Source organism: Nonomuraea sp. NPDC002799 (assembly GCF_053592075.1).
This window is the reverse complement of sequence record NZ_JBSFVA010000028.1, coordinates 22,396-42,379: the sequence shown is the minus strand read 5'-3', so window position 1 is coordinate 42,379 and position 19,984 is coordinate 22,396. Positions and strand designations below refer to the sequence as shown.

Genomic DNA, 19,984 nt, shown 5'->3' with positions numbered 1-19,984 from the left:
GTTCACGGGCCGCCTCTGTCGTGCACGACGGTGACGCCGTCGTCGGAGGCGTCGCCGAAGCCGTAGACGTAGGCCGCGGCCAGGGCGTCGCCGAGCGAGGCGCGCAGGAACAGCGCGCTCCACCTGGCGGCGGTGTCGACGCTCGCGTCCTGCGCGACGGTCTGCGGCGAGGCGTCGGGCGTGGCGCCGGGCGGGGTCTGGGTGTCGGTGAGGCCGTAGTGGTTGGCGCCGTGGACCGTGACGTACGCCTTCGGCGGCGAGGTCAGCCCGTCGTACGTGGCCCGCGCGGCGGCGGGCAGGTTGGCCCCGTCCGCGTCGCCCTGCACGAGCGCCACCGGCACGCCGGCGTTGGCGACGGGCACCGCGGGGCCGCCCTGCGACGCCGTGGCCGCGCCGTAGAAGGCGGCGGCCTTCAGCGCGGCCGGACGCTGGTAGACCGGGCCGAAGCAGAACGGCGGGACACAACTCCCGCCGATCGCGAACAGGCCGGCGGCCGCGCCGAACGAATGCCCGAGCAGCACCAGCCGGCCGGCGTCCAGCCGCCCGGCCAGCGGCGAGCCCGCCCGGACGTTCTCCGCCGCCGCCCACCGCACGGCGGCGTCGATCTGGGCGCTCTCGGGGAACAGCCCGCTGACCGGCCCCACGGAGCGCCGGTGGTCCGGCACCGCGACGGCGAAGCCGAACCCGGCGACCGTCCTGGCGAACCGGCCGTAACTCTCCTTCGGCACGTTGCCGCCCTGCAGCAGCAGCGCGACGGGCAGGGCGGTCCGGCCGGGCGGCAGGTAGACGGCGGCGGGGTCGGCGCCGATCGTGGTCGCGTGCTGGGCCACCCAGGCCGGCGCCGCCGCAGCGGGCACGGCCGGTGGCGCGGCGATGGCACCCGCTGGCGCGGCGAGAGCGGCCGGTGGCGTGGCGGTCGCGGTGGATACGGTGACGGTGAGGGTGGCGACGGCGGCGACGAGCAGCCGCCTCACTAACGTGGCGATGATCGGTCTCCTATCGGGTCATCCGTGAGGACGCTCTCGCGCGACAGCCGCCAGACGGCCACGGCGAAGGCCGCCCAGGTGAGCGTGTTGAGCGACTCTTCCGCCCACTGCAGGGCGATGGTCTGGTCGGGACGCGAGGCCAGCAGGCCCATCGCGTACGTGCCGAGGAGGTTGAAGCCGAACAGCGCCCGCCCGGCCGGATGGCGGGAGAGCAGGAGCAGCCGGACGGCGAGGATCGTGGCGCCGACGGTGGTCACCAGCAGCAGCGGCCAGGTGTCCCCGGTGGCGAGCGCGGCGACGACACCCGCGCCCGCGAAGCCGGCGAACGCCCACAACGGCGCCCTCCCGCCCAGCACTGGCCCACCGGCCCGCGGCCCGGCCAGGACTGCCCAGGCCAGCAGCGCGAACCCGGGTCCGAACAGGTAGAACTGCACCCCGGCCAGCCACCAGACGTCCGGCCCACCGGCCGCCACCAGCAGTTTCCACACGGCCTTGAGCAGGCCGCCGAGCACGACGAGCGCCCCTGCCACCAGCGTGACCCGCCCGGCGAGCGGCCCGGTGACCGGGCCCGAGACCCGGCCGACGTAGGGCACGAGCAGCACGATCCCGGCCGCCATGGCGAGCACCGGCAGGAAATCGACGAGTGCCAGGGCTAACGGATAGTCCATTCTCGGTGCTCCCTCTCTCAGTGCTCCCTCTTAGTGCTCCCTCTTAGGGCTCCCTCTAAGGGCGCCGTTGCTCGGTGCTCAGTGCTCCCGCAACAGGCTGCCCGCGCCGTGCACCCGGTCCTCGATGCCGTTGTCACGCAGCGCCATCCACCAGGTGGCGGCGTTGATGGCGATGACCGGCAGGCCGAGCCAGCGCTCCGCCTCGTCGGCCAGGCCCACCATCGACAGGTTCGTGCCGCACTGCACGATCGCGTCCGCCCCGGCGGCGACCTGGGCCAGGGCGTCGCGCAGCTCGGACTCGGTGACGTGGGCGATCGACACCGCCGTGGGGCACTTCAGCCCGTGGATCGCGGTCACCTCGAAGCCGATCTCGGAGAAGAAGCGCACCACGTTCTCGTCGCCGACCGGCTGGTACGGGGTGACGACGCCGATGCGGCGCGCCCCGTACAGCTTCAGCGCCCGCTCGCACGCCTCCGCGCCCGTGGCCACCTGGAGCCCGGTGAGATCGTGGATCTGCCGGACGAACTGGCGGTTGCCTTCGACGCCGCCCCAGAACGTCTCCGCGGACATGCCCATCACCATGTAGTCGGGCTCGCAGGTCAGCACCCGCTCGCAGGCCGCGCCGATCTCCTCGCGGATCTGCTCCAGGAGGCGTTCCATGCCCGCGTCGCCGGCCATGTTCTGGTCGCGGATGTGGATCCGGCTGAAGTGCGCGGTCACCCCCGGCACGGTCATCCGGTAGAAGTCGGGCTCCACGATGGTGTTCGTGGAGGGTGCGATCACGCCGAACTTGCGGCGCCAGCCGAGCGCGTCGGTCATGGGAGCACCTTCCGGTCGGTGAACGGGGCCAGGGCGAAGCGGGCGAGCACCTTGCGGCCGGTCAGCCAGCGCACGTGGGCCCCGTTCGCGGCCCGCTTGACCGCCTGCTCGGCCAGCCACGGCGTGACCGTCTCCACCCGGTCGGCGAGCAGGTTGAAGGTCCTGCGCGAGCTCGGGTTCAGATCGCGCAGCAGCAGGTCGGTGACGACCATGCCGGGGCTGAGCAGGCCGACGGAGACACCTGCCGGCACCTCCTTGGCCAGCGCCTTGGTGAGGTAGGTCAGCGCCCGCTTGGTCGCGCCGTAGAGCGCCAGGCCGGGCACGGTGCGGCCGTCGCTGCCGAGGCCCTCCATGTTCCACACGTGGCCGTGCCCCTGCGCCGCCATCCCGCGCAGCGCGACCGCGCAGCCGTTGACGACGCCGGTGAGGTTGACGCCGACCACGTGGCGGGCCTCGTCGTCGGGCAGCTCCCACAGCGGCAGGCGGGACTGGGTGACGCCCGCGTTGTTGATCCACATGTCCACGCGGCCGTGCCGCTCCACGGCGGTGTCCCACACCTTGCGCAGTTGCTCGCGGTCGGTGACGTCGGCGGTCACGTCACCGCCCGTGGTGCCGCAGGTGACGACCTCGTGGCCGTGGGCGAGGAACTGGTCGGCGAGCCCGCGGCCGATGCCGCGGGTCGCGCCTGTCACGACGATGACCATGTGAGCACTCCATGGACGACGGCGGTGAGCCGGTTGCCTTCGAACAGCTCGTACGCCACGGCCAGGGTGGTGCCCGCGCCCATGCCGGGCGTGGCGTCCATCATGAACTCGCGGCCGGTGAGCCGCCAGGCGCCGGGAAGGTGCAGGCTGGGGAAGTTCGCCCGTCCGTACGCCTGCGCGTTCCCCCACGCCTCCGGGCCCTCGGCGAACGAGCGGAAGCCGTCCCTGCGCACCTCCACGGTGTGGCGGCGCTCCAGCGCGCCCGCCCAGGTGACGTGGTGCCGGGTCCTGAGCAGGTCGATCGGCTCCAGCTCGACGGTGATCCGCACGCTGCCGGCCGGTTTCTGGTCCGGGCCGAACACCTCGCACGCGCCGGCGTAGGCGCCGGCCGTCTTGGTGGGCAGGATGAACGGCACCGGCCCGTTCCTGGTCTCGGCCGGCAACCACTGCTCGACCTGGGCGGCGTCGCGGGTGTAGAGGCCGTTGAAGCAGCCGGCCACGGCGGGGCCCTGGAACAGCAGCGACGAGTAGACCTGGACGTCGCCGATCGTCTGGTTCCAGGTGTTGAGGTCCACCTGCCAGCCCGGCCCGTAGTAGCGGGCGTCCACGAACGAGCCGTACGGCTGGCCGCAACCGTAGAAGTCGGGGCCGGTGTAGAGGCGGTCGGCGTCGGAGTCGACCACCCCGAACGCGAACGGCGCCCCCAGCCGGAAGCGGCCGGCCAGCGGTCCGCCGCCCTCCAGGCCGCCGTCCATGTAGTACGTGGTCACGCCGTCGTCGAAGACCGACGAACGCCGGATGTCCTCGAAACCCTGCCAGGTGCCGGTGGCGTCGAACAGCGACGGCCGGCCGTGCCACTCGCCCTCGATGCGGCGCTGCCATTCGCTGGGCTCGCTCATCGCAGCAGCTCCCCTCGGACGCGTTCGGTCTGCTCCGCGCCTAGCAGCCGGCTCACCTGGTGCCAGACCGGGTCCACGTCGGGGGAGAACAGGTTGGCCCGGCTCGCCTGGTCGCGGGCCGCCAGGGGGCCGCCGACCGGTGGGACGCCGGTGCCGAGCAGGTGCAGCCAGTGGTCGAGGTAGGTCTCCACGGTCGGGCCGAGCTTGGCGAAGGCGTCCTCGGTGGCGCGGCAGACCAGCATCCAGGGGGACATCATCGCCCGCTGGCGCGGGCCGACGGCCGCCGCCGTGAGGCCGTCGAGCTGCCAGGCGCTCTCCAGCGGTTCGGTGAGCGGCAGGAAGCAGGCGTCGAGGTAGGGCAGGTGCACGGCCAGCTCGGCGCGGGGGATCAGGTCCAGGTGCAGGGCGTGGTAGCCGGCCGAGGCGACCGCGTCCAGGGTGAAGTGCGGGACCGCGGACTCCGGGCCGGTGAAGGCGAAGATCATGTGGCTGTCCAGGCCGATGGGCGGCACCACCAGGGTCACCGCCACCACCTTGGCCGTCTCGCCGTCCGGCGGGCGCAGGACGCGCAGGCGGCCGACGGGGGCCGGGGACATCGGCGAGGTCAGCGGCACGTCCGCGGCGACCTCCAGGCCGAGGGCGGTGACCAGGCGGTCCAGGGTGCGCTCGCTCAGCGCGGCGGGCAGGCTCACGGTTGCTCTCCTCGGGTGTCGTCCGTGCGGGACTTGTGCACCCACGCGCGGGCGAGTTCGGGGTTGTCACGGCGGGCGGGAGAGGGAATCACGGTGGCCTGGCGGCGCGGGACGTCGCCCATGACGAGGTCGTCGCCGCCCACCCACCAGCCCTGGTCGATGAGCTGCTGGCGGCGGCGCCGGTAGGCGACCTGGAGGGCGTCGCTGCGCAGGTGCAGCTCCGCGGACAGGTCGAAGGGCAGCAGCTCGGGCCGCTGCGACTCGACCACCGGCCGGTCCTGCTCGAAGATCTTGGAGATGCGCTGGAGCGCGTTCTTGTCGGCCCACTTGCCGGTGAAGAAGTTGCGGTAGCCGACGATCTTCACCTGGGTGCGGCCCTGCGACAGCGGGATGTTGTGGTCGTACAGGATGAGGTCGCCGAACGGCAGCCGGACGTGCAGTTTGACGATGTTCGGCAGGTACCAGCCGTTGGTGACGACCACGTGCTCCGCGCGCTTGCCCGACCGCAGCAGGCTCCACAGGCCCTTCGGCGGCGGCGGGCTGAGCAGGATGTCGGCCTCGGCCTGCCAGTCGCTCTGGGTGACCTCGAAGTCGGGGATCTCCGGTTTGTCGGGGTTGCCGAAGGAGGTGCCGTGCACGAACGGGGTGTGCGCCGCGTCCACGACGTTCTCCATCGTGCGCTCGTAGTTGGCCTCGACGGTCGTCTCCCAGTAGACGGCGCGGAAGGCCGGGTCGTCGTGCTCGGGGAAGTGCGGCATCGGCGGACGCTGCTCCTCGGGCAGGTCACCCAGGTACGCCCAGACCAGGCCGTACCGCTCGACGGTCGGGTACGCGTCCACCCGCGCCTTCTTGGGGATGCCGCGATCCGGGGGATTGGCCGGGATCTTCACGCAGGTGCCGTCGGCCTCGTACTGCCAGCCGTGGTACGGGCAGGCGATGCGGTCCTCGCCGACGAGCGTGCCCATCGACAACGCGCCGCCCCGGTGCACGCACAGGTCCGAGAGCACCGCGACCTGGCCGTCGCGGCGCCGCCAGATCACGAAGTCCTGGCCGAGGCAGGTGACCTTGCGCGGCTCCCGCCGTACGGCGTGGCTGAACTCGACGGCGTACCAGAAGTTCTTAAGCATGGCTCCTCCTGAGGTCCAGGCTCTCCAGGATGCCGCGCGCCGCCGCGTCACCGTGCAGGTGGGTGCGGAGGAAGGAGGTGATCAGCAGAGCCAGTTCGGGGCGGGGCTCGGCGGTGGCGGGCAGGTCGAGGAAGGCGCGGGCCGCCGTGGGATCGACCGGGTCGGCGATGGCGAAGTGGTTGGCGCCCTCGATGACGGCCAGCAGGTGCTCGCCCTCGCCCAGCGCCTCCTCGAAGGTGCGGGTGACCGGATCGTGGCGGTGCTCCTCCTGGCCGTAGCGGTCGGAGCTGCCCATGATCACACCGTCGTGGGTGCCGACCGAGAGCAGGACCGGGCAGTCCACCTGGGCGGGCACGACCGTTCCCGCCGGCCAGCCGAGCATGGTCGCCACCATGGTGTGCGCGCCGTAGGCGAACACCGCGCGTACCGACGGGAAGTGCCTGGCCGACTGGAGCACCACGGATCCGCCCGCCGAGTGCCCGCCCAGCGCCACATTGTCGAGGTCGATGGCGCCCTTGAGCAGGTCGATCTCCGCCAGTGCGGTCAGGATGGCGCCGATGGCCGGACAGGTCGGGCGGGTGCCGTACGTGGCGGGGACGGCGGCGTCGAGGTCCACGCCGGGCGTCAGGCCGTACTCGCCGCCGAACAGCTCGCCGACCCGGTCGAACGTCACGCAGACGAACCCCGCGCGGGCGATCTCGACGGCCAGCCAGCGGTAGGCGTCCTGCCCGACGTTGATCCCGGAGACGAACAGCACCACCGGGTACGGCCCGCCCTCCGGCTGGAAGACGCCCGTCAGCCGGTCGCCCTCGTCGGCGGCCGGATAGTGCACCTTCAGGTGGGCGGTGTCGAACGGCGGCTCCCCGCCGGTCTTGACGGCCCACCACAACGACCGGATCATGCGGGCCTCGGCAGGCTGCGGTCGCCGCCCCAGAGCCCTCTGACCAGGCGGTCGGTCTGCTCCTGGCCGAAGTAGCGCACGCCCATCACGTTGGCGGGGTCACGTTCGGCGATGTTGCGCCGCACCGCCAGGTCCGCGGCGGCCAGCGCGGGGCGCTCGGCGGCGGGCACCGGCTCGGCCTCGGCCACCCAGGCCAGCCAGCGGTCGACCTGGGCGTGCAGCAGGTCGCGGACGGTGTCGATGTGCGGCTGGGCGCGGGGGAAGGAGTAGCAGTAGGCGTTGGGGGAGAGGCTGGCCCGGATGAAGGCGGCCCGGCTGGTGAACCACACGAAGTCCGGATTTTTCTCTTTAAAAGATAGCCAGTCCGCGTCGAGCGCCGCGTAGTGGCGGTCGAAGTGGCCGCCGTCCTGGGTGAGGCTCGCCCGGGGGATGAAGTCCTGGTAGAACCAGCCCTCCGGCCACACCAGCAGCGCGATGCCCAGATGCGGGACCCGGACGTGCGGCCCGAGCCAGACCGTCAGGTGCAGGTTGGCGAAGCCGGCGCTCGGATTGCCCAGCCAGGAGTGGACCATCCAGTCGATCTCCGGCCCCGCGAAGGCGTCCAGCCGGCCGCCGGGGCCCTCGGGATGTGTTCCGTAGGCGCCCGGCGAGGCCGCGTCCCTGGTCAGCTCGAACCGCTCGTCGATCTTGGCCTTGAGCTCCGCCAGGATGTCACTCAGCCGTTCGAACGTCTCGGTGACGTCGATCACGGGGGACTCGTCGAGCATCTGCTCCACGTGTTGCGGCGTTTCCTTCACTGATGTCCTTCCAGCAGTGCGCCGGCCAGCCGCCACGGTCGTCCCGCCACCAGGTCGGTGTTGCGGGAGACGAGCCGGTTGACGCTCTGGGCGGGGGAGAGGGTGCCCTGGACGAGCAGGTCGGTGTTCTTGACGTGGGTCACCACGGGATGACTGATCTGCCCCGTGAACGGGCCCTGCCACGCGGTCCACAGGGTGAAGTCGGCGGGCAGCCGGAGGATCGCGCCGGCCAGCCCGCCGGGGCCGTCCTGGCCGGCGGCGATGATGTTGAGCCGGTTCTCGGCCGACCGCTCCAGCAGGCCCAGGCGCAGCTCCCACGGCTCGCGCGCGGTGCACGGCACGGCCACGACGTCGGCGTCGGCCAGCGCCGCCAGCCGGAACTCCTCCGGATGCCGGGCCGCCGCTCCCGCGATGATCGCCAGCCGCCCCCACGGCAGGTCGTAGACCTCACACGGCCCGCTCGCGGGGGCGGCGTCAGGGTGTCCCGGCCCGTCGGGGCCGTCCAGGCGGCCGGTGCCAGGGCCGTCGGGGTCGCCCAGGCGGCCGAGGTCCGGCCCACCGGGGCCGATCAGGAGGCCGGTGCCGGTGACGACGTGGGCGTCCGTCCCGTGGACGGCCCGCGCGGCCTCCTCCGCCGTGACCGGTGAGCCTTCGGGCAGCACGATCAGCCGGGCCCCTTCGGCGGCGGCCCGGCGTACCAGGGCGGCGTCGCCCCGCACCACGGCGACCGGCAGCTCCGGCGCGCCCGCCGGGGCCGCGCGGTCGCGGGGCGGCTCGGCGATCGGGCCGTAGCGCCCGGGGCGGCGGGTGGCGAGATGGCGGGCCCGCTCGGCGTCGGCGGCCGGCGGATCGATGTCGGCCACCACCACCGCCTCCCCGGTACGCGGCCCCCGCGCGACCACGGACCCGTCAGGGGCGACGATCTGGCTCTCACCCGCCCCGTGCAGCCACTCGGGCGGCACGCCGAGCCCGGCGCTCACCTCGGCCAGCCGGTCGGCGGGGATCAGCGGCCCGACCTTGTTGGCGGCCACGACCCAGACCTTGTTCTCGGCCGCGCGGACCGGGATGTGCAGGGCCGCCTCGTCGACGGCGAAGGAGTTGAGGCTGTTGAGCAGCACCTGCGCCCCGCGCAGCGCCAGCCCGCGGGTGACCTCGCAGATCACGCCCTCCATGCACGCGTACATCCCGAGCCGGCCCGCCTCCGTCTCCACCACGGGCCCGACGGAGGCGCCGGGGTCGAGATGGTCGTTCTCCGCGCCCATCAGCACCTGCTTGTCCGCCTCGCCGAGCAGCGTCCCGTCCCGGCCGTAGAGCAGGGAGGCGCCGGTGGTGCGCCCGTCCTGGCGGGCCAGCGTGACGCCGATCTTGACGAGGACGCGGTGCGCGGCGGCCCGGCCGGCGACGGCGGTCAGGAAGGCGTCGCCGTGCCGGCAGGCCAGCGAACGGGCCTGGTCGCGGCCGGTGTACCAGGACAGGTGGTTGCAGAACTCGGGTAACACGATCAGCTCGGCGCCCTGCGCCACGGCTGCGTCGATCATGCGGAGGGCGGCGGCGAGATTCGCCGCGACGTCCGTGCCGACCTCGTACTGCACCGCGGCGACGCGCACCACGCGGCCTCCTGTTACGTCTGGAGAAACAGCGTTTCCAAGAAGTAGGATCTCGCGAACCACCCGTGAATGTCCAGAGGAGGCGGCCCGTGCTGACCCACGTCGTGCTGATGAGATTCGCCGATCCCGCCGACGCGGCCGGGGGGAAGGAGTTGCTCGAAGGGCTGAGAGGGCGGGTCGAGCAGATCAAGGAGCTCACGGTCGGCCTGGACGTGGTCGGATCGCCGGTCTCCTACGACCTGTGCATGATCACCGTCCACGACTCGGCCGAGGGGTTGCGCGGCTACCAGGAGCACCCGGTCCACCTGGAGGCGGCCGCCTGGCTGCGCCCCCGGATAGCCGCGCGCGCGGTCGTCGACTACGAGACCAGCGGCTGAATCGTCCCCGCCGCGCGGAGCCCCTCGTAGGTGGCGCCGCCGGGATACAGGCTCGCGGTGGGCGCGCCGCCGACGAAGTCGCCCGCCCAGCCGACCGCGAGGGTCTGCAGCGCGGCGACGTTCTTGGCCTGCGGCGTGCCGCAGGCCAGCTTCTCCACCGCCGGCGCGCTCGCGCCCTCGACGTCCACGTGCGATCCCGTGGTCAGCCGGACGCCGAGGAAGGGCCGCGCCAGCCGCGCGATCAGCTCCTTCGTGCCGCCGGCGTCGCTGTTGCACAGGTACGGTGGCGAGGAGATGGCCAGGATCGGCAACCCCGTGCCACTGAGCGGGCCGAGCGCGCTGCCCAGGTTGTCGCCCGCGATGGACTTCACCGGGTCGAACAGGATCAGCCCGCGCACCTTGGCGAACGCGGCCGGGGAGGCGGCGCGCAGCCGCTGGGTCACGTACGGCACCGCCTCGCCGCCCGCCGAGTGCCCGGCGAAGACGAGGGCGCCGGGTAAGGCGAGGCCCGTCCGCCCGGCCTTCGTCCTGGCGTCGGAGAAGCTGCGCTCCAGCGCCGCGGCCTGCTGGGCGCTGCCGCCGAACAGGCCGGCCACGTTGTTCAGGAAGTCGGTGTTGTTGCCGAGGTTCTGCAGCGTGCAGCCGAAGATGTGCGCCGAGGGCAGGTTCGGCGCGAACACCAGGAAGCCCTGGGCCGCGAAGCGCTGCGCGATGTCGGCCAGGCCGTCGTTGGTTCCGGCGAACCCGTGCTGCAACCAGAGCAGCGCCTTGGGGGTGCCGGACGGGAAGTACCAGTCGCTGCCCTGGCGGAGCGTGGTGAAGGCGCAGCCGATCTCCACCGTGTTCTCGACTCTGGTGACCGACTGGGCGTGGGCGGGGGTGGGCAGGAGCGCCGGCGTGATGATCAGCGCGGCCAGCAGGCTTCTGAGGCCCATGGGTTCCTCCTCGGAACGCTGTTTCCTATAAAGAAACGGCGTTTCCATCAGAAGTCAATGGGTGAGTGCGCCCGCGCAGCTCATGGGGTGGGGTAGGCGGTGGCGGACATGCCCGTGCCGCCGGGGCGGAAGGCCGCCGGGGCGTGCGCCACCGCCGTCTGGACGTACTCCAGGAGCCCTTCTGTGCCGTACTCGCGCCCGTAACCGCTGCGCTTGACCCCGCCGAAGGGCGCGCGCGGGGACATGCCGGTGCGGTTGTGCGTGTTGACGAAGACGAACCCGGCGTCCAGCCGCCCGGCCAGGGCGAAGGCGCGCTCCTCGTCGGCCGACCAGACCGAGGCCGCCAGGCCCAGCTCGCCGGCGTTGGCCCGGGCGACGACCTCCTCCTCGCCGTCGTACAGCAGCAGCGGCACCGCCGGGCCGAACTGCTCCTCGGTGACCAGCGGCGCGTTGTCCGGCAAGTCGGTCACCAGGGTCGGGGTGACGAAATATCCGGCGTTGAGGTCGCCCACGGACCGCCCCAGCGGCACCACCGTCCCACCCCGGCCGACCAGCGCCCGGATCCGCTCCGCGGCCCGCGCCGAGATGACCGGGCCCATGGTGACCCCGTCGGTGAGGGGGTCGCCCACCAGGAGCACCCGTTCGGCCGCCGCGACATAGGCCGCCACGAACTCCCCGGCCCGCGCGCGCGGCACGTAGAGCCGCTTGGCGGCCATGCACACCTGCCCGCTGGTCGCGAACGAGGCCATGACCAGGCGTTCGTAGTCGGCGGGCGCCAGCACGAAGTCGGGCAGCAGCACGGCCGGATCGTTGCCGCCCAGCTCCATCACCGCGGGCGTCAGCATCGCCCCCGCCGCGGCCGCGATCTCCCGGCCCGCCGCGTCACCGCCGGTGAAGGCCACCTTGCGCACCAGCGGATGGGCGACGAGCGCCTGCCCCGTCACCGCGCCGCCCTGGACGACCTCGACGTGCGGCAGCGCGGCCGCGACCTCGCGCACCGTCAGCGGCGCCAGCGGCGACGGCTTGACCACCACCGTGTTGCCCGCGACCAGCGCGGGCGCCAGCTTGAGCAGGGCCAGGATGACGGGGGCGTTCCACGGGGTCAGACAGGCCACGACACCGTACGGCCGCCGCCGCGTCACCAGCCGCCCCGCGCCGTCGTCGATCGCGGAGTCCGCGAGCACCCCGGGGGCGTGCTCGCACACCCACCGCAGGTAGGCGAGCGCGAACGTGATCTCGCCTCGGCAGTCGGCCAGCGGTTTGCCCGACTCCCTGGCCAGCAGCACGGCCAGCTCCGCCACCTGGCCGGCCAGCACGTCCGCGCCGCGCAGCAGGGCGCCGGCCCGCTCGGCGACGGGCCGCGCCGACCAGCCCGGCCGGGCGGCCTCCGCCCGCCGGACGGCGGCGTCCACCCCGGCGGGATCGGTGACGGGAACACGGCCCACCACCTCACCGATCCGCGCCGGGTTCTCCTTGGTGATCATCCCGTCTCCCGCAACGAGGAGATCAGGCAGGCCCGCAGCAGGTACGCCCTGGCCGCCGCCGGGTCGGCCGCCAGCGCCCGCAGCTCGTCGTGCCTGGAGGGCGACCGCATCCGCTCCCAGTTCCCGTGGCTGATCGCCTGGACGTGCCCCAGCGCCACCTCCCGCCGCCGCCCGGCCACTGCGCCCGGCGGGCTCCCGTCCACCAGGGCCGTGGCCATCAGGACGGCGTCGTGGATGCCGCTGTTCATGCCGAGCCCGCCGAGCGGGTTGTTCACGTGCGCCGCGTCCCCCGCCAGCAGCACCCGGCCGTCGCGGAACCGGGCGGCCACCCGCTGGTGCACCCGGTAGAGCGTGGCGTGCGCCACCGCCCAGTCACGGCCGGGATCGGCCACGGCCCGCAACCGTTCCGGCAGCCTGGCCAGCTCCTCCTCGTCGGTGCTGCCCTCGGGGGTGGGCAGCAGCACCCGCCAGTGGTCGGGCGTGCGCAGCAGGACCAGCCACTCCTGCGGATCGAAGACGTAGTTGATCGGCGCGATCCCCGGCAGCAGGGCGTCCAGGTCCTCGTGCACGGAGGCGACGAGGAAACGTTCCGGATAGGTGATGCCCTCGAAGGGGATGCCGAGCGCCTGGCGTACGGCGGAATGGGCGCCGTCGGCGGCGACCAGCCAGTCACCGGCGAACCGGGCCCCGCGCGCGGTCGTCACCTCCACCCCGTCCGGGTGGGAGACGACGTCGCCGACCTCCTGCCCGAACAGCACCTCGCCGCCGTGCCGCCGCACGTGCTCGGCCAGGATGGGCGTGAGCTTGCCCTGCTCGCACTGCACACGGAACGGATAGGGGGTGTCGCCGGCCAGCACCCGCAGGTCGAGCGTGGCGATCGGCCCGCCACGGCGGTCGCGGTACTGGAAGGTCCCGGCCACCAGGCCGAGCGCCATGAGCTCGTCCAGCACGCCGAGCGCGGCCAGCATCTCCAGCGTCGGCGGATGGAAGGTGGAGGCCCGCGACTCGGCGGCCAGCCCGGCCCCGGCCTCCAGCACGGTCACCGGCACGCCGCCGCGCGCCAGCGTGAGCGCCGCCGCCAGCCCCACCGGCCCGGCCCCCGCCACCAGCACGCGGCTCATGACGCCCGCTCCACGCCGACCTCCACCGGCACGCCGCTCATGGCGCCCGCTCCACGCCGACCACCCTGGCGCCGGTGAAGAACAGGATGGTCTCCGCGGTGCCCTCCTCGCCCAGCCCTGACAACCCCCAGGCCGGCCGGGGCGTGAACAGGTGCAGGCTCAGCACGCTGGACCCGTTCACCTTCACCTCGCCCGCCCTGATCCGCCGGGCGAGCGCCAGCGCCCGCTCCTCGTCGCCGCCCACCACATACCCCTCCAGCCCGTACGGCGTGCCGTTGGCCAGCGCCACCGCCTCCTCGACCGTGTCGTACGGCAGCACGGCCGCCACCGGCCCGAAGATCTCGTCGGCCAGGTCAGCCCCGGTGATCAACGTCGGCGCCAGGAAGTTGCCCCGGTCCGGCACGCTGCCGTACGCGGTCGCCCGCCCGCCGGCCCCGGCGACCGCGTCCAGGACCCGCCGCCGGTGGGCCGAGTGCACGAGCGGCCCGAACTCCGTCTCCTCCGCGAGCGGATCACCCGCCCGCAGCCCGGCCAGCCGCGCTCCGGTGGCCTCCACCAGCTCGCCGAGCCGGGTCCGGGGCACGATGAGCCGGCCGAGGGCCCGGCACCACTGCCCGTTGAGCGCCGTGAGCAGCTCGGCGGCGGCGGCAGCGGCCCGCTCGGCGGGGGCGTCCGGCATGACCACCAGCGGGTTGTTGCCGCCGAGCTCCAGTTGCGCGGGGCGCAGCCCGGCCGCGCAGGCCAGGGCCACCGACCGGCCGCCCGCGAGGCCGCCGGTGAACGACACCGCGCGCACCCTGGGGTCCGCCGCGAGCCGCGCGCCGGTGTGCGCGCCGCCGTGCACGAGCTGGAACACTCCGGGCGGCAGCACCTCGTGCAGGACCTCGGCGAGCACCTGGGTGCCGTGCGGGGCGTACTCGCTGACCTTGACGATCACCGGGCAGCCCGCCGCCAGCGCGCTGGCGGCCTTGTGCGCGGCCATCGGCGCGGGCGCGTTCCACGGGACCAGGCAGAGGGCGGGCCCCCAGGGCAGGCGGTGCACCTCGACCCCGTCCCGCACCGAGCCGAGCAGCCCCGCCCGCACCTGCGCGGCGGCGAGCGCGAACGCGCCGTGGACGATCACCCCCAGGGGCGTGGCCTGCCGGATCGGCACCCCGGTGGCGAACGACTCCAGCCGGACGATCTCCGCCACCCGCTTGGCCAGCGCCCCGGCCGCCGCCTCCAGCAGCTCGGCCCGCCGCTCCGCCGGGGTCTCCGCCCACGAGGGGGCCACCCGCTCGGCCGCCGCGAGCGCGGCCTCGACGCGGGCGGGCGAGGAGCCGAGCGCCCGGCCCCTGGGCTCGCCCGTCGCGGGGTTCTCCAGGTCGAACCCGAGGTCCTCCCCGCAGCCGGCCCAGGTGCCGTCGACCAGGTCGGCGGGGATCACGGCTGCTCCGCGGTGGTGAACAGCTCGTTCTCCTTGGCCTGCGTGACCATCTGGGCGGCTTCGAGCCGGCCGCGCTCGGCGGGGAAGGTCATCACCAGCCCCATCGCCAGATCCCGCAGCGCCCGGCCGACGACGCCGCCCATCATCGCGCCGGAGGTGCCCGACGCCTTGAACGCGCCCAGCGCCACCTGGTAGCAGGACTCGGTCACCGCGCCCTTGCCGAGCCGCCACTGGCGGAAGACCTCGGGCTTGGGGCGCAGCGGCGGCTGCGTGGTCTCCAGCAGCAACTGCCTGCGCAGCCACAGGTAGGCGGTCTCCAACTGCGCGGTCATGTCGCCGATGAGCTGCTGGTGCATGGGTGAGGAGGCGATCGGCCGCCCGGTGTCGGCGAAGGTCTTCCTGGTGAGCTGCTCGATCACGACGTCGTAGACGTTCTGGGCGCAGCCGGTGTAGACGGCCGCGATGGCGAGCTGGTTGCCGACGAAGCTGCCGCGGCTCATCGTGAGCATCCGGGTGAAGGCCCCCGGCACGGTCAGCGCCTCGTCCTCGGCGATGAACACCCGCTCCAGCCGGATGCCGTTGTTGGCGGTGGCGCGCATCCCGAGCCCGTCCCAGGGGGCGCGGGCCGAGACGCCGGGCGCGTCCCGCGGCACGAAGAACGTCACCAGCCCGTCGGCGGTCTCGTGGCCCGCCAGCTTGGCCGTCGTCAGGTAGTAGTCGGCCACCCCGGTCGCGCAGCCGAACGACTTCTCGCCGTCCAGGAACCAGCCGCCCTCGGTACGGGTGGCGGTGGTGGCGATGGTGATGTTGGCGTTCGAGCTCTTGACCGACTCGGAGGCGAAGTTGGCCAGCCAGACCCCCGAGGCCATCCTGGTCAGCACCTTCTCGGCGAAGGCCCGCACGACCGGGGTCTCCTCCTCGGTGAACAGCCCGGCCTCGATCGCCTCCAGGGGCAGCAGGCCGCGTGAGGCGCTGGTGTTGTGGAAGAAGTAGGCCAGCGCGGTGGACGGACAGGCGGTGCCCATCGCGAACGTGGCGGCGGCCAGGTCGCGCAACGTCCCGCCGAGCCCGCCGTACGCCTGCGGCACCACCAGCCCGAGCAGCCCCGCCTCCCGCAGCAGCGCGACGTGCTCGATCGGGAAGCGGGCCTCCTCGTCGGCCTTGGCGGCGGCGGCGCGCAACGCGGGCAGCACCGACTCCACGCGCTCCGCGCGGGAACGTTCGGCCTCGGTCATGTCGTCGACGAGCCGTTCGCCCGTCAGCCTGTCGGTCACGTTTGCCCCTTCAATGTGCGAATCGGTAGGTCCGCCCCGGCAGGGTCGAGCCCCAGGAGCGCTCCAGCTCTTCGGCGCCGGCGATCAGGGTGGCCCGGTCGACGGCGCTGGCCACCTCCAGCTCGCCCGCCAGGAACAGCACGTCCTCGGCGGGCAGCGCGCCGTCCACGCCGCCCAGCGTGGTGTCGAAGTGGCACACCCCGCTCTTCATCGCGACCAGCGCGTTGACCAGGCCGATGCCGTGCCGCTCCCGCAGCCCGACACGCAGTCTGACGCGCGGCCCGGCTCCGCCCGCCAGCCCGGCTCCGCCCGCCAGCCCGGCTCCGCCCGCCACGGCGGCGGCGTCCTGCAAGAGGCGGCGGACCAGAATCGGCGTGGCGGGGGAGTCGCCCTCCTGGAGCGCGATCTCGTCGCAGCCCAGTGCGGCCAGGCGGGCGACCGTCGCCAGGACCCGGTCCTCGCGCTCCCCGGCGAAGGCGTCGGGCAGATGCGCCACCGTGACCAGCCCGGCCGCCCCGGCCGCCGCCAGCACCGCCTCGGCCGCACGCGCGCCGGATCCGGCCCCATCCGGCCCGGCTGCACGCACGCCGGATCCGGCCTCATCCGGCCCGGCCGCGTGCGGGCCCGATCCGGCCGCGGCCGGTGCGGTGTCACTCGCCCAGAACTCCGCCACGCCCGCTCCCGCGGCGGCCACCGCCGGCACCTGCTCGGGCCGGGTGATCAGGGCGGAGGCGGTGGCGGGGTCGAGGTCCTCGCGTGGGGGCGCGGCGCCGTACAGGTCGAAGAGCCGGACCCGGGTGCCCGCGCCGCGCAACATCCGCGCGACCGCCGCCAGCCGCCGGCCCGCGAAGCCGCGCGCCCGCAGGACGGCGAGCAGCCCGGTGTCGGCGATGGCGATCCGGTCGGGCAGCGGGTCGGCGAGCTGGCTCCAGGCCCGTGAATGGAACAGCACGGGAGCCACCCGCCGGGGCGTGGCGGCGGCGAGCACCTCGCCGACGAAGATCGTGTGGTCGCCGCCCGGATAGGCGTGCGCGACCCGGCAGTCCAGCCAGCCGACGGAGTCCGTCAGCACGGGCGACCCCGTCGGCCCGGCCGCCCAGCGGGCGCCGGCGAAGCGGTCGGTCACCGGCTCCTGCCCGGCGAACCGGCGCCCGAGCGCGGCCTGGTCCTTGCCGAGGATGCTCACCGCGAAGGTGCCGTGCCCGGCGACGAGGTCGTGCGTCCTGGTGCCCCTGGCCAGGCAGATCAGCACCATCGGCGGGTCCAGGCTCACGCTGCTGAAGGCGCTGGCCGTCATGCCGTGCCGGTGCCCGGCGGCCCCGGTCGTCACGATCACCACGCCGCTCGGCCACTGGGCCAGGACCGCGCGGAAGGCCTCGCCGTCAGTCGCCACGGCTCCTCGCTGTTTCAACATGGGAAACGCTGTAACGCTGAAGGTAACGAGTGGCGTCTTTTGTGTCAATGTGACGATGTTTCCCTCACGGAAATACACTGGCCCTGTGAACGCTCAAGTCGAGACCGAGAACCAGAGCAGGTCCATCGCCTCGGTGGAGCGGGCGATGGACGTTCTGCTGCTGTTCGGCCGCAGCACCCGCCCGGACCTGGGCGTCACCGAGATCGCCACGGAGCTCGACCTGACCAAGGCGGCCGTGCACCGCATCCTCACCGCGCTGCGCAGCCGCGAGCTCATCGCGCTCGACCCCGTCACCCGGCGCTACTCCCTCGGCCACGCCGCCATCGCGCTCGGCCGCGCCTACATGGCCCGCACCGACCTGCGCGCCATGGCCGGCCCCGAGCTGCGCCGCCTGTCCGCCCGCACCGAGGAGACCGCCACCCTGTCCGTGCGCCGCGGCGACACCCGGCTCTACGTCGACCAGGTCGTGCCCGCGCAGGAGTTGCGCATGGAGGTCTCGCTCGGCATCCCCTACCCGCTGCACGCGGGCAGCTCCTCCAAGGCGATCCTCGCCTTCCTCCGGGATGAGGAGATCGACGGCTTCCTCAGCCGGCACCGGCTCGACGCCCTCACCGCCAGGACCATCACCGACGCCGGCAAGCTCCGCGCCGAGCTGGCCACCGTCCGGCGCCGGGGTTATGCCACCTCGCTCGGCGAGCGTCACGAGGGCGCGGCCTCCATCGCCGCGCCGATCTTCGACCACGACGGCCTGGTGATCGCGGCCGTGAGCGTCTCCGGGCCCAGCACCCGCTTCAAACCGCACCTGCAGGAGTCGGCGGCGCCGCTGCTCGAAGCGGCCGGCCGTCTCTCCGCCCGCCTGGGCCACCACCCGTAACGCCTGCGGTGTCGCGCCGGTCCGCCCGCCATCAGTAGCGCCTGTCCACCCGAACGCCGCCTACAGCGTCGCGCCCGGTTTCAGTACGCCCAGCACCGCCGCCGCCAGCACGCTGCCCCAGATCGTCCAGACGTAGGGCAGGCAGCCGTCGACCGAGCCGCGCAGCGTCCGTTCCAGCTCCGGCGTCGAGCCCGACGCGCTGAGCGCGCCGAAGGCGGGCCCGAAGGGGCGCAACTTGAGCCGGATGCCCAGCCCGGCCGCGATGGCCAGGGTGTAGAGCGCCAGCTTGCCCCCCAGCCACCGAGGGTCGGTGGTGACACCGAAGGGCCGGTCGGCGAGGAGCGTGTAAGCCGCGAAGCCGGCGATCGTGGCGATCAGCGCCAGCCTGATGGCCCAGTCGGCCCGCCGCACCAGCGGAAATCTGCCATGGGTACGGTGATCGGCCACCGTCAGCGCCAGCCAGCCGAGCGCGAACACCCAGACCAGCAGCACCGACCAGAGCGGGAACAGACGCACGCCGAACAGCTCGGCCCCGTGGGGTTCCAGCGCCATCAGCGTGACCCCGCTGGGCAGGAAGAGCACCAGGCAGATCTTCGGCCCCAGATCCAGGCCGCTCATGATCCCGAGCGCGGTCGCGCGGGCCTGCGGGCTCAGCGCCGGATTGAGCACGTATCTGCTGGAGTAGAACACCCCGAGATCGCCGCCCAGCCAGAAGACGAACAGCACCAGGTGAAGGACGATCCACCAGCCGTGCGGATGAGCTCCCATGTACGCCCCTTTCGCCTCGAAAGTGGAAACGACGTTACATGGTCCGAAACGGATTGGCATATCCCCAGAGCCGGTCAGGACACGGACGCTGCGAGGCCGCCATGGGTTCACACGGGGATGGTCAAGACTAATTGGACATCGTGCTGCGGGGTGGTTCGTGGCGCCATCGGGTCCGCTGGCTTATTTTTCGGCTGCAGACGACTTCCGTGTGTAACCGAAGGGGGACTCTATGTTCCGTCATACTCTGGCAAGCGGCGCAATGCTGGCCGTCACTGGTCTCGTTCTGGCTACCGGCCCCGCCGCGCACGCCGAACTCTACGCCCCGTACGCGCGGGCCGCGGCGATCGTCGACGCGGACGGCGTCCTGAACAACTTCAAGAACGTCGAGGCCACCAAGCGCGTCGCCACCGGCACGTACTGCGTGCGGGTGAAGAGCAATGTGCACGTGGCGGACGCGGTGATCCTCGTTACCTCGCGGGAGCCGCGGCGGCTGCCCAGCATCGCCTACCGCAACCCGTCGGCGACGTGTTACCACCATGCCAACACCATCGCCATCCAGGTCACCAACACCAGCACCGGGCGGCTCGACAACGGCGGCTTCGACCTCGCCATCCTGTGATCGGGCCCGAAAGGACACAGCTATGAGAATCACCAAGCGCGTCGCCGCGGGAGCGCTCGCGGCGGCCGCGGTCCTGGCCCCGGCCGCCGCGAGCGCGGACACGCCGTACGCCCAGGCTTCGGTGCTCGTCGACTGGGACGGCTCCCAGGGGGCGAGCAAGAACGTCCTGCGCACGTACCGCGTGACGAACGGCGAGTACTGCGTGGTCGTCAGCGACAGCGTCAACCTGTACGGCGCGGAGGGCGTGCACGCCACGCCGGTCGGCGACTACCGGTTCCCGCGCTGGTTGTCGGTCGAGATCGGGTCGCCGGCGTGCGGCTCGGTCCACTCCAACGCCATCGCGGTGCACAGCAAGAACGCCGACGGGGACAGCCGCGATGCCGCGTTCTACCTGACGGTCTCCTGATGGGACTCCGTAGCGCCGCCGGGTAGCGACGCGTCGATGACGGCGTGGACCAGCGGATCGCGGCACGCCGTCATCGCTCCTCCCGA

The 19,984-nt window shown here is 73.2% G+C and carries 21 protein-coding genes; 4 read left to right on the top strand and 17 right to left on the bottom strand.

Going from position 1 to position 19,984, the window contains the following annotated elements:
• Positions 1-2 precede the first annotated feature (2 nt).
• From ACWD0F_RS36980 to ACWD0F_RS36935, 10 genes are all read right to left on the bottom strand, one after another.
• The gene (locus ACWD0F_RS36980) at positions 3-974 is read right to left on the bottom strand and encodes a hypothetical protein (protein ID WP_449884559.1); all 972 of its coding nucleotides are present in this window, start codon (positions 972-974) and stop codon (positions 3-5) included.
• The gene (locus ACWD0F_RS36975; RefSeq protein ID WP_449884556.1) at positions 974-1,654 is read right to left on the bottom strand and encodes a hypothetical protein; all 681 of its coding nucleotides are present in this window, start codon (positions 1,652-1,654) and stop codon (positions 974-976) included. The genes ACWD0F_RS36980 and ACWD0F_RS36975 overlap by 1 nt, the downstream gene beginning before the upstream one ends.
• Before the next feature lie 78 nt (positions 1,655-1,732).
• Positions 1,733-2,473, bottom strand: a complete 741-nt coding sequence (locus ACWD0F_RS36970) for a maleate cis-trans isomerase family protein (protein WP_449884554.1) — start codon at positions 2,471-2,473, stop codon at positions 1,733-1,735.
• Positions 2,470-3,177, bottom strand: a complete 708-nt coding sequence (locus tag ACWD0F_RS36965; RefSeq protein WP_449884551.1) for an SDR family oxidoreductase — start codon at positions 3,175-3,177, stop codon at positions 2,470-2,472. The genes ACWD0F_RS36970 and ACWD0F_RS36965 overlap by 4 nt, the downstream gene beginning before the upstream one ends.
• Positions 3,162-4,076, bottom strand: a complete 915-nt coding sequence (locus ACWD0F_RS36960; RefSeq protein ID WP_449884548.1) for a hypothetical protein — start codon at positions 4,074-4,076, stop codon at positions 3,162-3,164. The genes ACWD0F_RS36965 and ACWD0F_RS36960 overlap by 16 nt, the downstream gene beginning before the upstream one ends.
• A complete protein-coding gene (locus ACWD0F_RS36955) occupies positions 4,073-4,768 on the bottom strand; it encodes a hypothetical protein (protein ID WP_449884546.1) in 696 nt (231 codons plus the stop codon). The genes ACWD0F_RS36960 and ACWD0F_RS36955 overlap by 4 nt, the downstream gene beginning before the upstream one ends.
• Positions 4,765-5,895: an aromatic ring-hydroxylating dioxygenase subunit alpha gene (locus ACWD0F_RS36950; protein WP_449884543.1), complete on the bottom strand. Its 1,131-nt coding sequence runs from the start codon at positions 5,893-5,895 to the stop codon at positions 4,765-4,767. The genes ACWD0F_RS36955 and ACWD0F_RS36950 overlap by 4 nt, the downstream gene beginning before the upstream one ends.
• A complete protein-coding gene (locus ACWD0F_RS36945) occupies positions 5,888-6,796 on the bottom strand; it encodes an alpha/beta hydrolase family protein (RefSeq protein WP_449884541.1) in 909 nt (302 codons plus the stop codon). The genes ACWD0F_RS36950 and ACWD0F_RS36945 overlap by 8 nt, the downstream gene beginning before the upstream one ends.
• Complete coding sequence (locus ACWD0F_RS36940; RefSeq protein ID WP_449884538.1) at positions 6,793-7,593, bottom strand: oxidoreductase; 801 nt, start codon at positions 7,591-7,593, stop codon at positions 6,793-6,795. Before ACWD0F_RS36940 ends, ACWD0F_RS36945 begins: the two co-directional genes overlap by 4 nt.
• Positions 7,590-9,203 carry a carbon-nitrogen hydrolase family protein gene (locus ACWD0F_RS36935; RefSeq protein ID WP_449884535.1) on the bottom strand — a complete coding sequence of 538 codons (1,614 nt, stop codon included), beginning with the start codon at positions 9,201-9,203 and terminating at the stop codon, positions 7,590-7,592. Before ACWD0F_RS36935 ends, ACWD0F_RS36940 begins: the two co-directional genes overlap by 4 nt.
• A gap of 86 nt (positions 9,204-9,289) precedes the next feature.
• Between ACWD0F_RS36935 and ACWD0F_RS36930 the strand changes: the two genes are divergently transcribed.
• Entirely contained in the window at positions 9,290-9,577 is a 288-nt protein-coding gene (locus tag ACWD0F_RS36930; RefSeq protein WP_449884532.1) for a Dabb family protein, read from the top strand.
• Here the strand turns inward: ACWD0F_RS36930 and ACWD0F_RS36925 are convergent.
• From ACWD0F_RS36925 to ACWD0F_RS36900, 6 genes are all read right to left on the bottom strand, one after another.
• Positions 9,559-10,512: a hypothetical protein gene (locus ACWD0F_RS36925; RefSeq protein WP_449884529.1), complete on the bottom strand. Its 954-nt coding sequence runs from the start codon at positions 10,510-10,512 to the stop codon at positions 9,559-9,561. The two genes, ACWD0F_RS36930 and ACWD0F_RS36925, sit on opposite strands and share 19 nt — an antisense overlap.
• Positions 10,513-10,592: 80 nt before the next feature.
• Complete coding sequence (locus tag ACWD0F_RS36920) at positions 10,593-11,996, bottom strand: aldehyde dehydrogenase family protein (protein WP_449884526.1); 1,404 nt, start codon at positions 11,994-11,996, stop codon at positions 10,593-10,595.
• Complete coding sequence (locus tag ACWD0F_RS36915; protein WP_449884523.1) at positions 11,993-13,117, bottom strand: FAD-dependent oxidoreductase; 1,125 nt, start codon at positions 13,115-13,117, stop codon at positions 11,993-11,995. Before ACWD0F_RS36915 ends, ACWD0F_RS36920 begins: the two co-directional genes overlap by 4 nt.
• A gap of 37 nt (positions 13,118-13,154) precedes the next feature.
• Complete coding sequence (locus ACWD0F_RS36910) at positions 13,155-14,543, bottom strand: aldehyde dehydrogenase family protein (RefSeq protein WP_449884520.1); 1,389 nt, start codon at positions 14,541-14,543, stop codon at positions 13,155-13,157.
• Entirely contained in the window at positions 14,540-15,817 is a 1,278-nt protein-coding gene (locus ACWD0F_RS36905) for an acyl-CoA dehydrogenase family protein (RefSeq protein ID WP_449884517.1), read from the bottom strand. Before ACWD0F_RS36905 ends, ACWD0F_RS36910 begins: the two co-directional genes overlap by 4 nt.
• A 10-nt stretch (positions 15,818-15,827) precedes the next feature.
• Positions 15,828-17,210 carry a flavin reductase gene (locus ACWD0F_RS36900; RefSeq protein ID WP_449884514.1) on the bottom strand — a complete coding sequence of 461 codons (1,383 nt, stop codon included), beginning with the start codon at positions 17,208-17,210 and terminating at the stop codon, positions 15,828-15,830.
• A gap of 106 nt (positions 17,211-17,316) precedes the next feature.
• Here ACWD0F_RS36900 and ACWD0F_RS36895 point away from each other — a divergent pair, with 106 nt between their 5' ends.
• Complete coding sequence (locus tag ACWD0F_RS36895) at positions 17,317-18,105, top strand: IclR family transcriptional regulator (protein WP_449884511.1); 789 nt, start codon at positions 17,317-17,319, stop codon at positions 18,103-18,105.
• Positions 18,106-18,165: 60 nt separating this feature from the next.
• Here ACWD0F_RS36895 and ACWD0F_RS36890 read toward each other — a convergent pair whose 3' ends face one another.
• Entirely contained in the window at positions 18,166-18,873 is a 708-nt protein-coding gene (locus ACWD0F_RS36890; RefSeq protein WP_449884508.1) for a hypothetical protein, read from the bottom strand.
• Between the two features lie 259 nt (positions 18,874-19,132).
• On the opposite strand from ACWD0F_RS36890, the gene ACWD0F_RS36885 reads away from it, so the two are divergent.
• Together ACWD0F_RS36885 and ACWD0F_RS36880 are read left to right on the top strand one after the other, a co-directional pair.
• A complete protein-coding gene (locus ACWD0F_RS36885; protein ID WP_449884505.1) occupies positions 19,133-19,492 on the top strand; it encodes a hypothetical protein in 360 nt (119 codons plus the stop codon).
• Between the two features lie 22 nt (positions 19,493-19,514).
• Positions 19,515-19,898, top strand: coding sequence for a hypothetical protein (locus tag ACWD0F_RS36880; RefSeq protein WP_449884502.1), 384 nt, complete (start codon positions 19,515-19,517; stop codon positions 19,896-19,898).
• Positions 19,899-19,984: the final 86 nt, after the last annotated feature.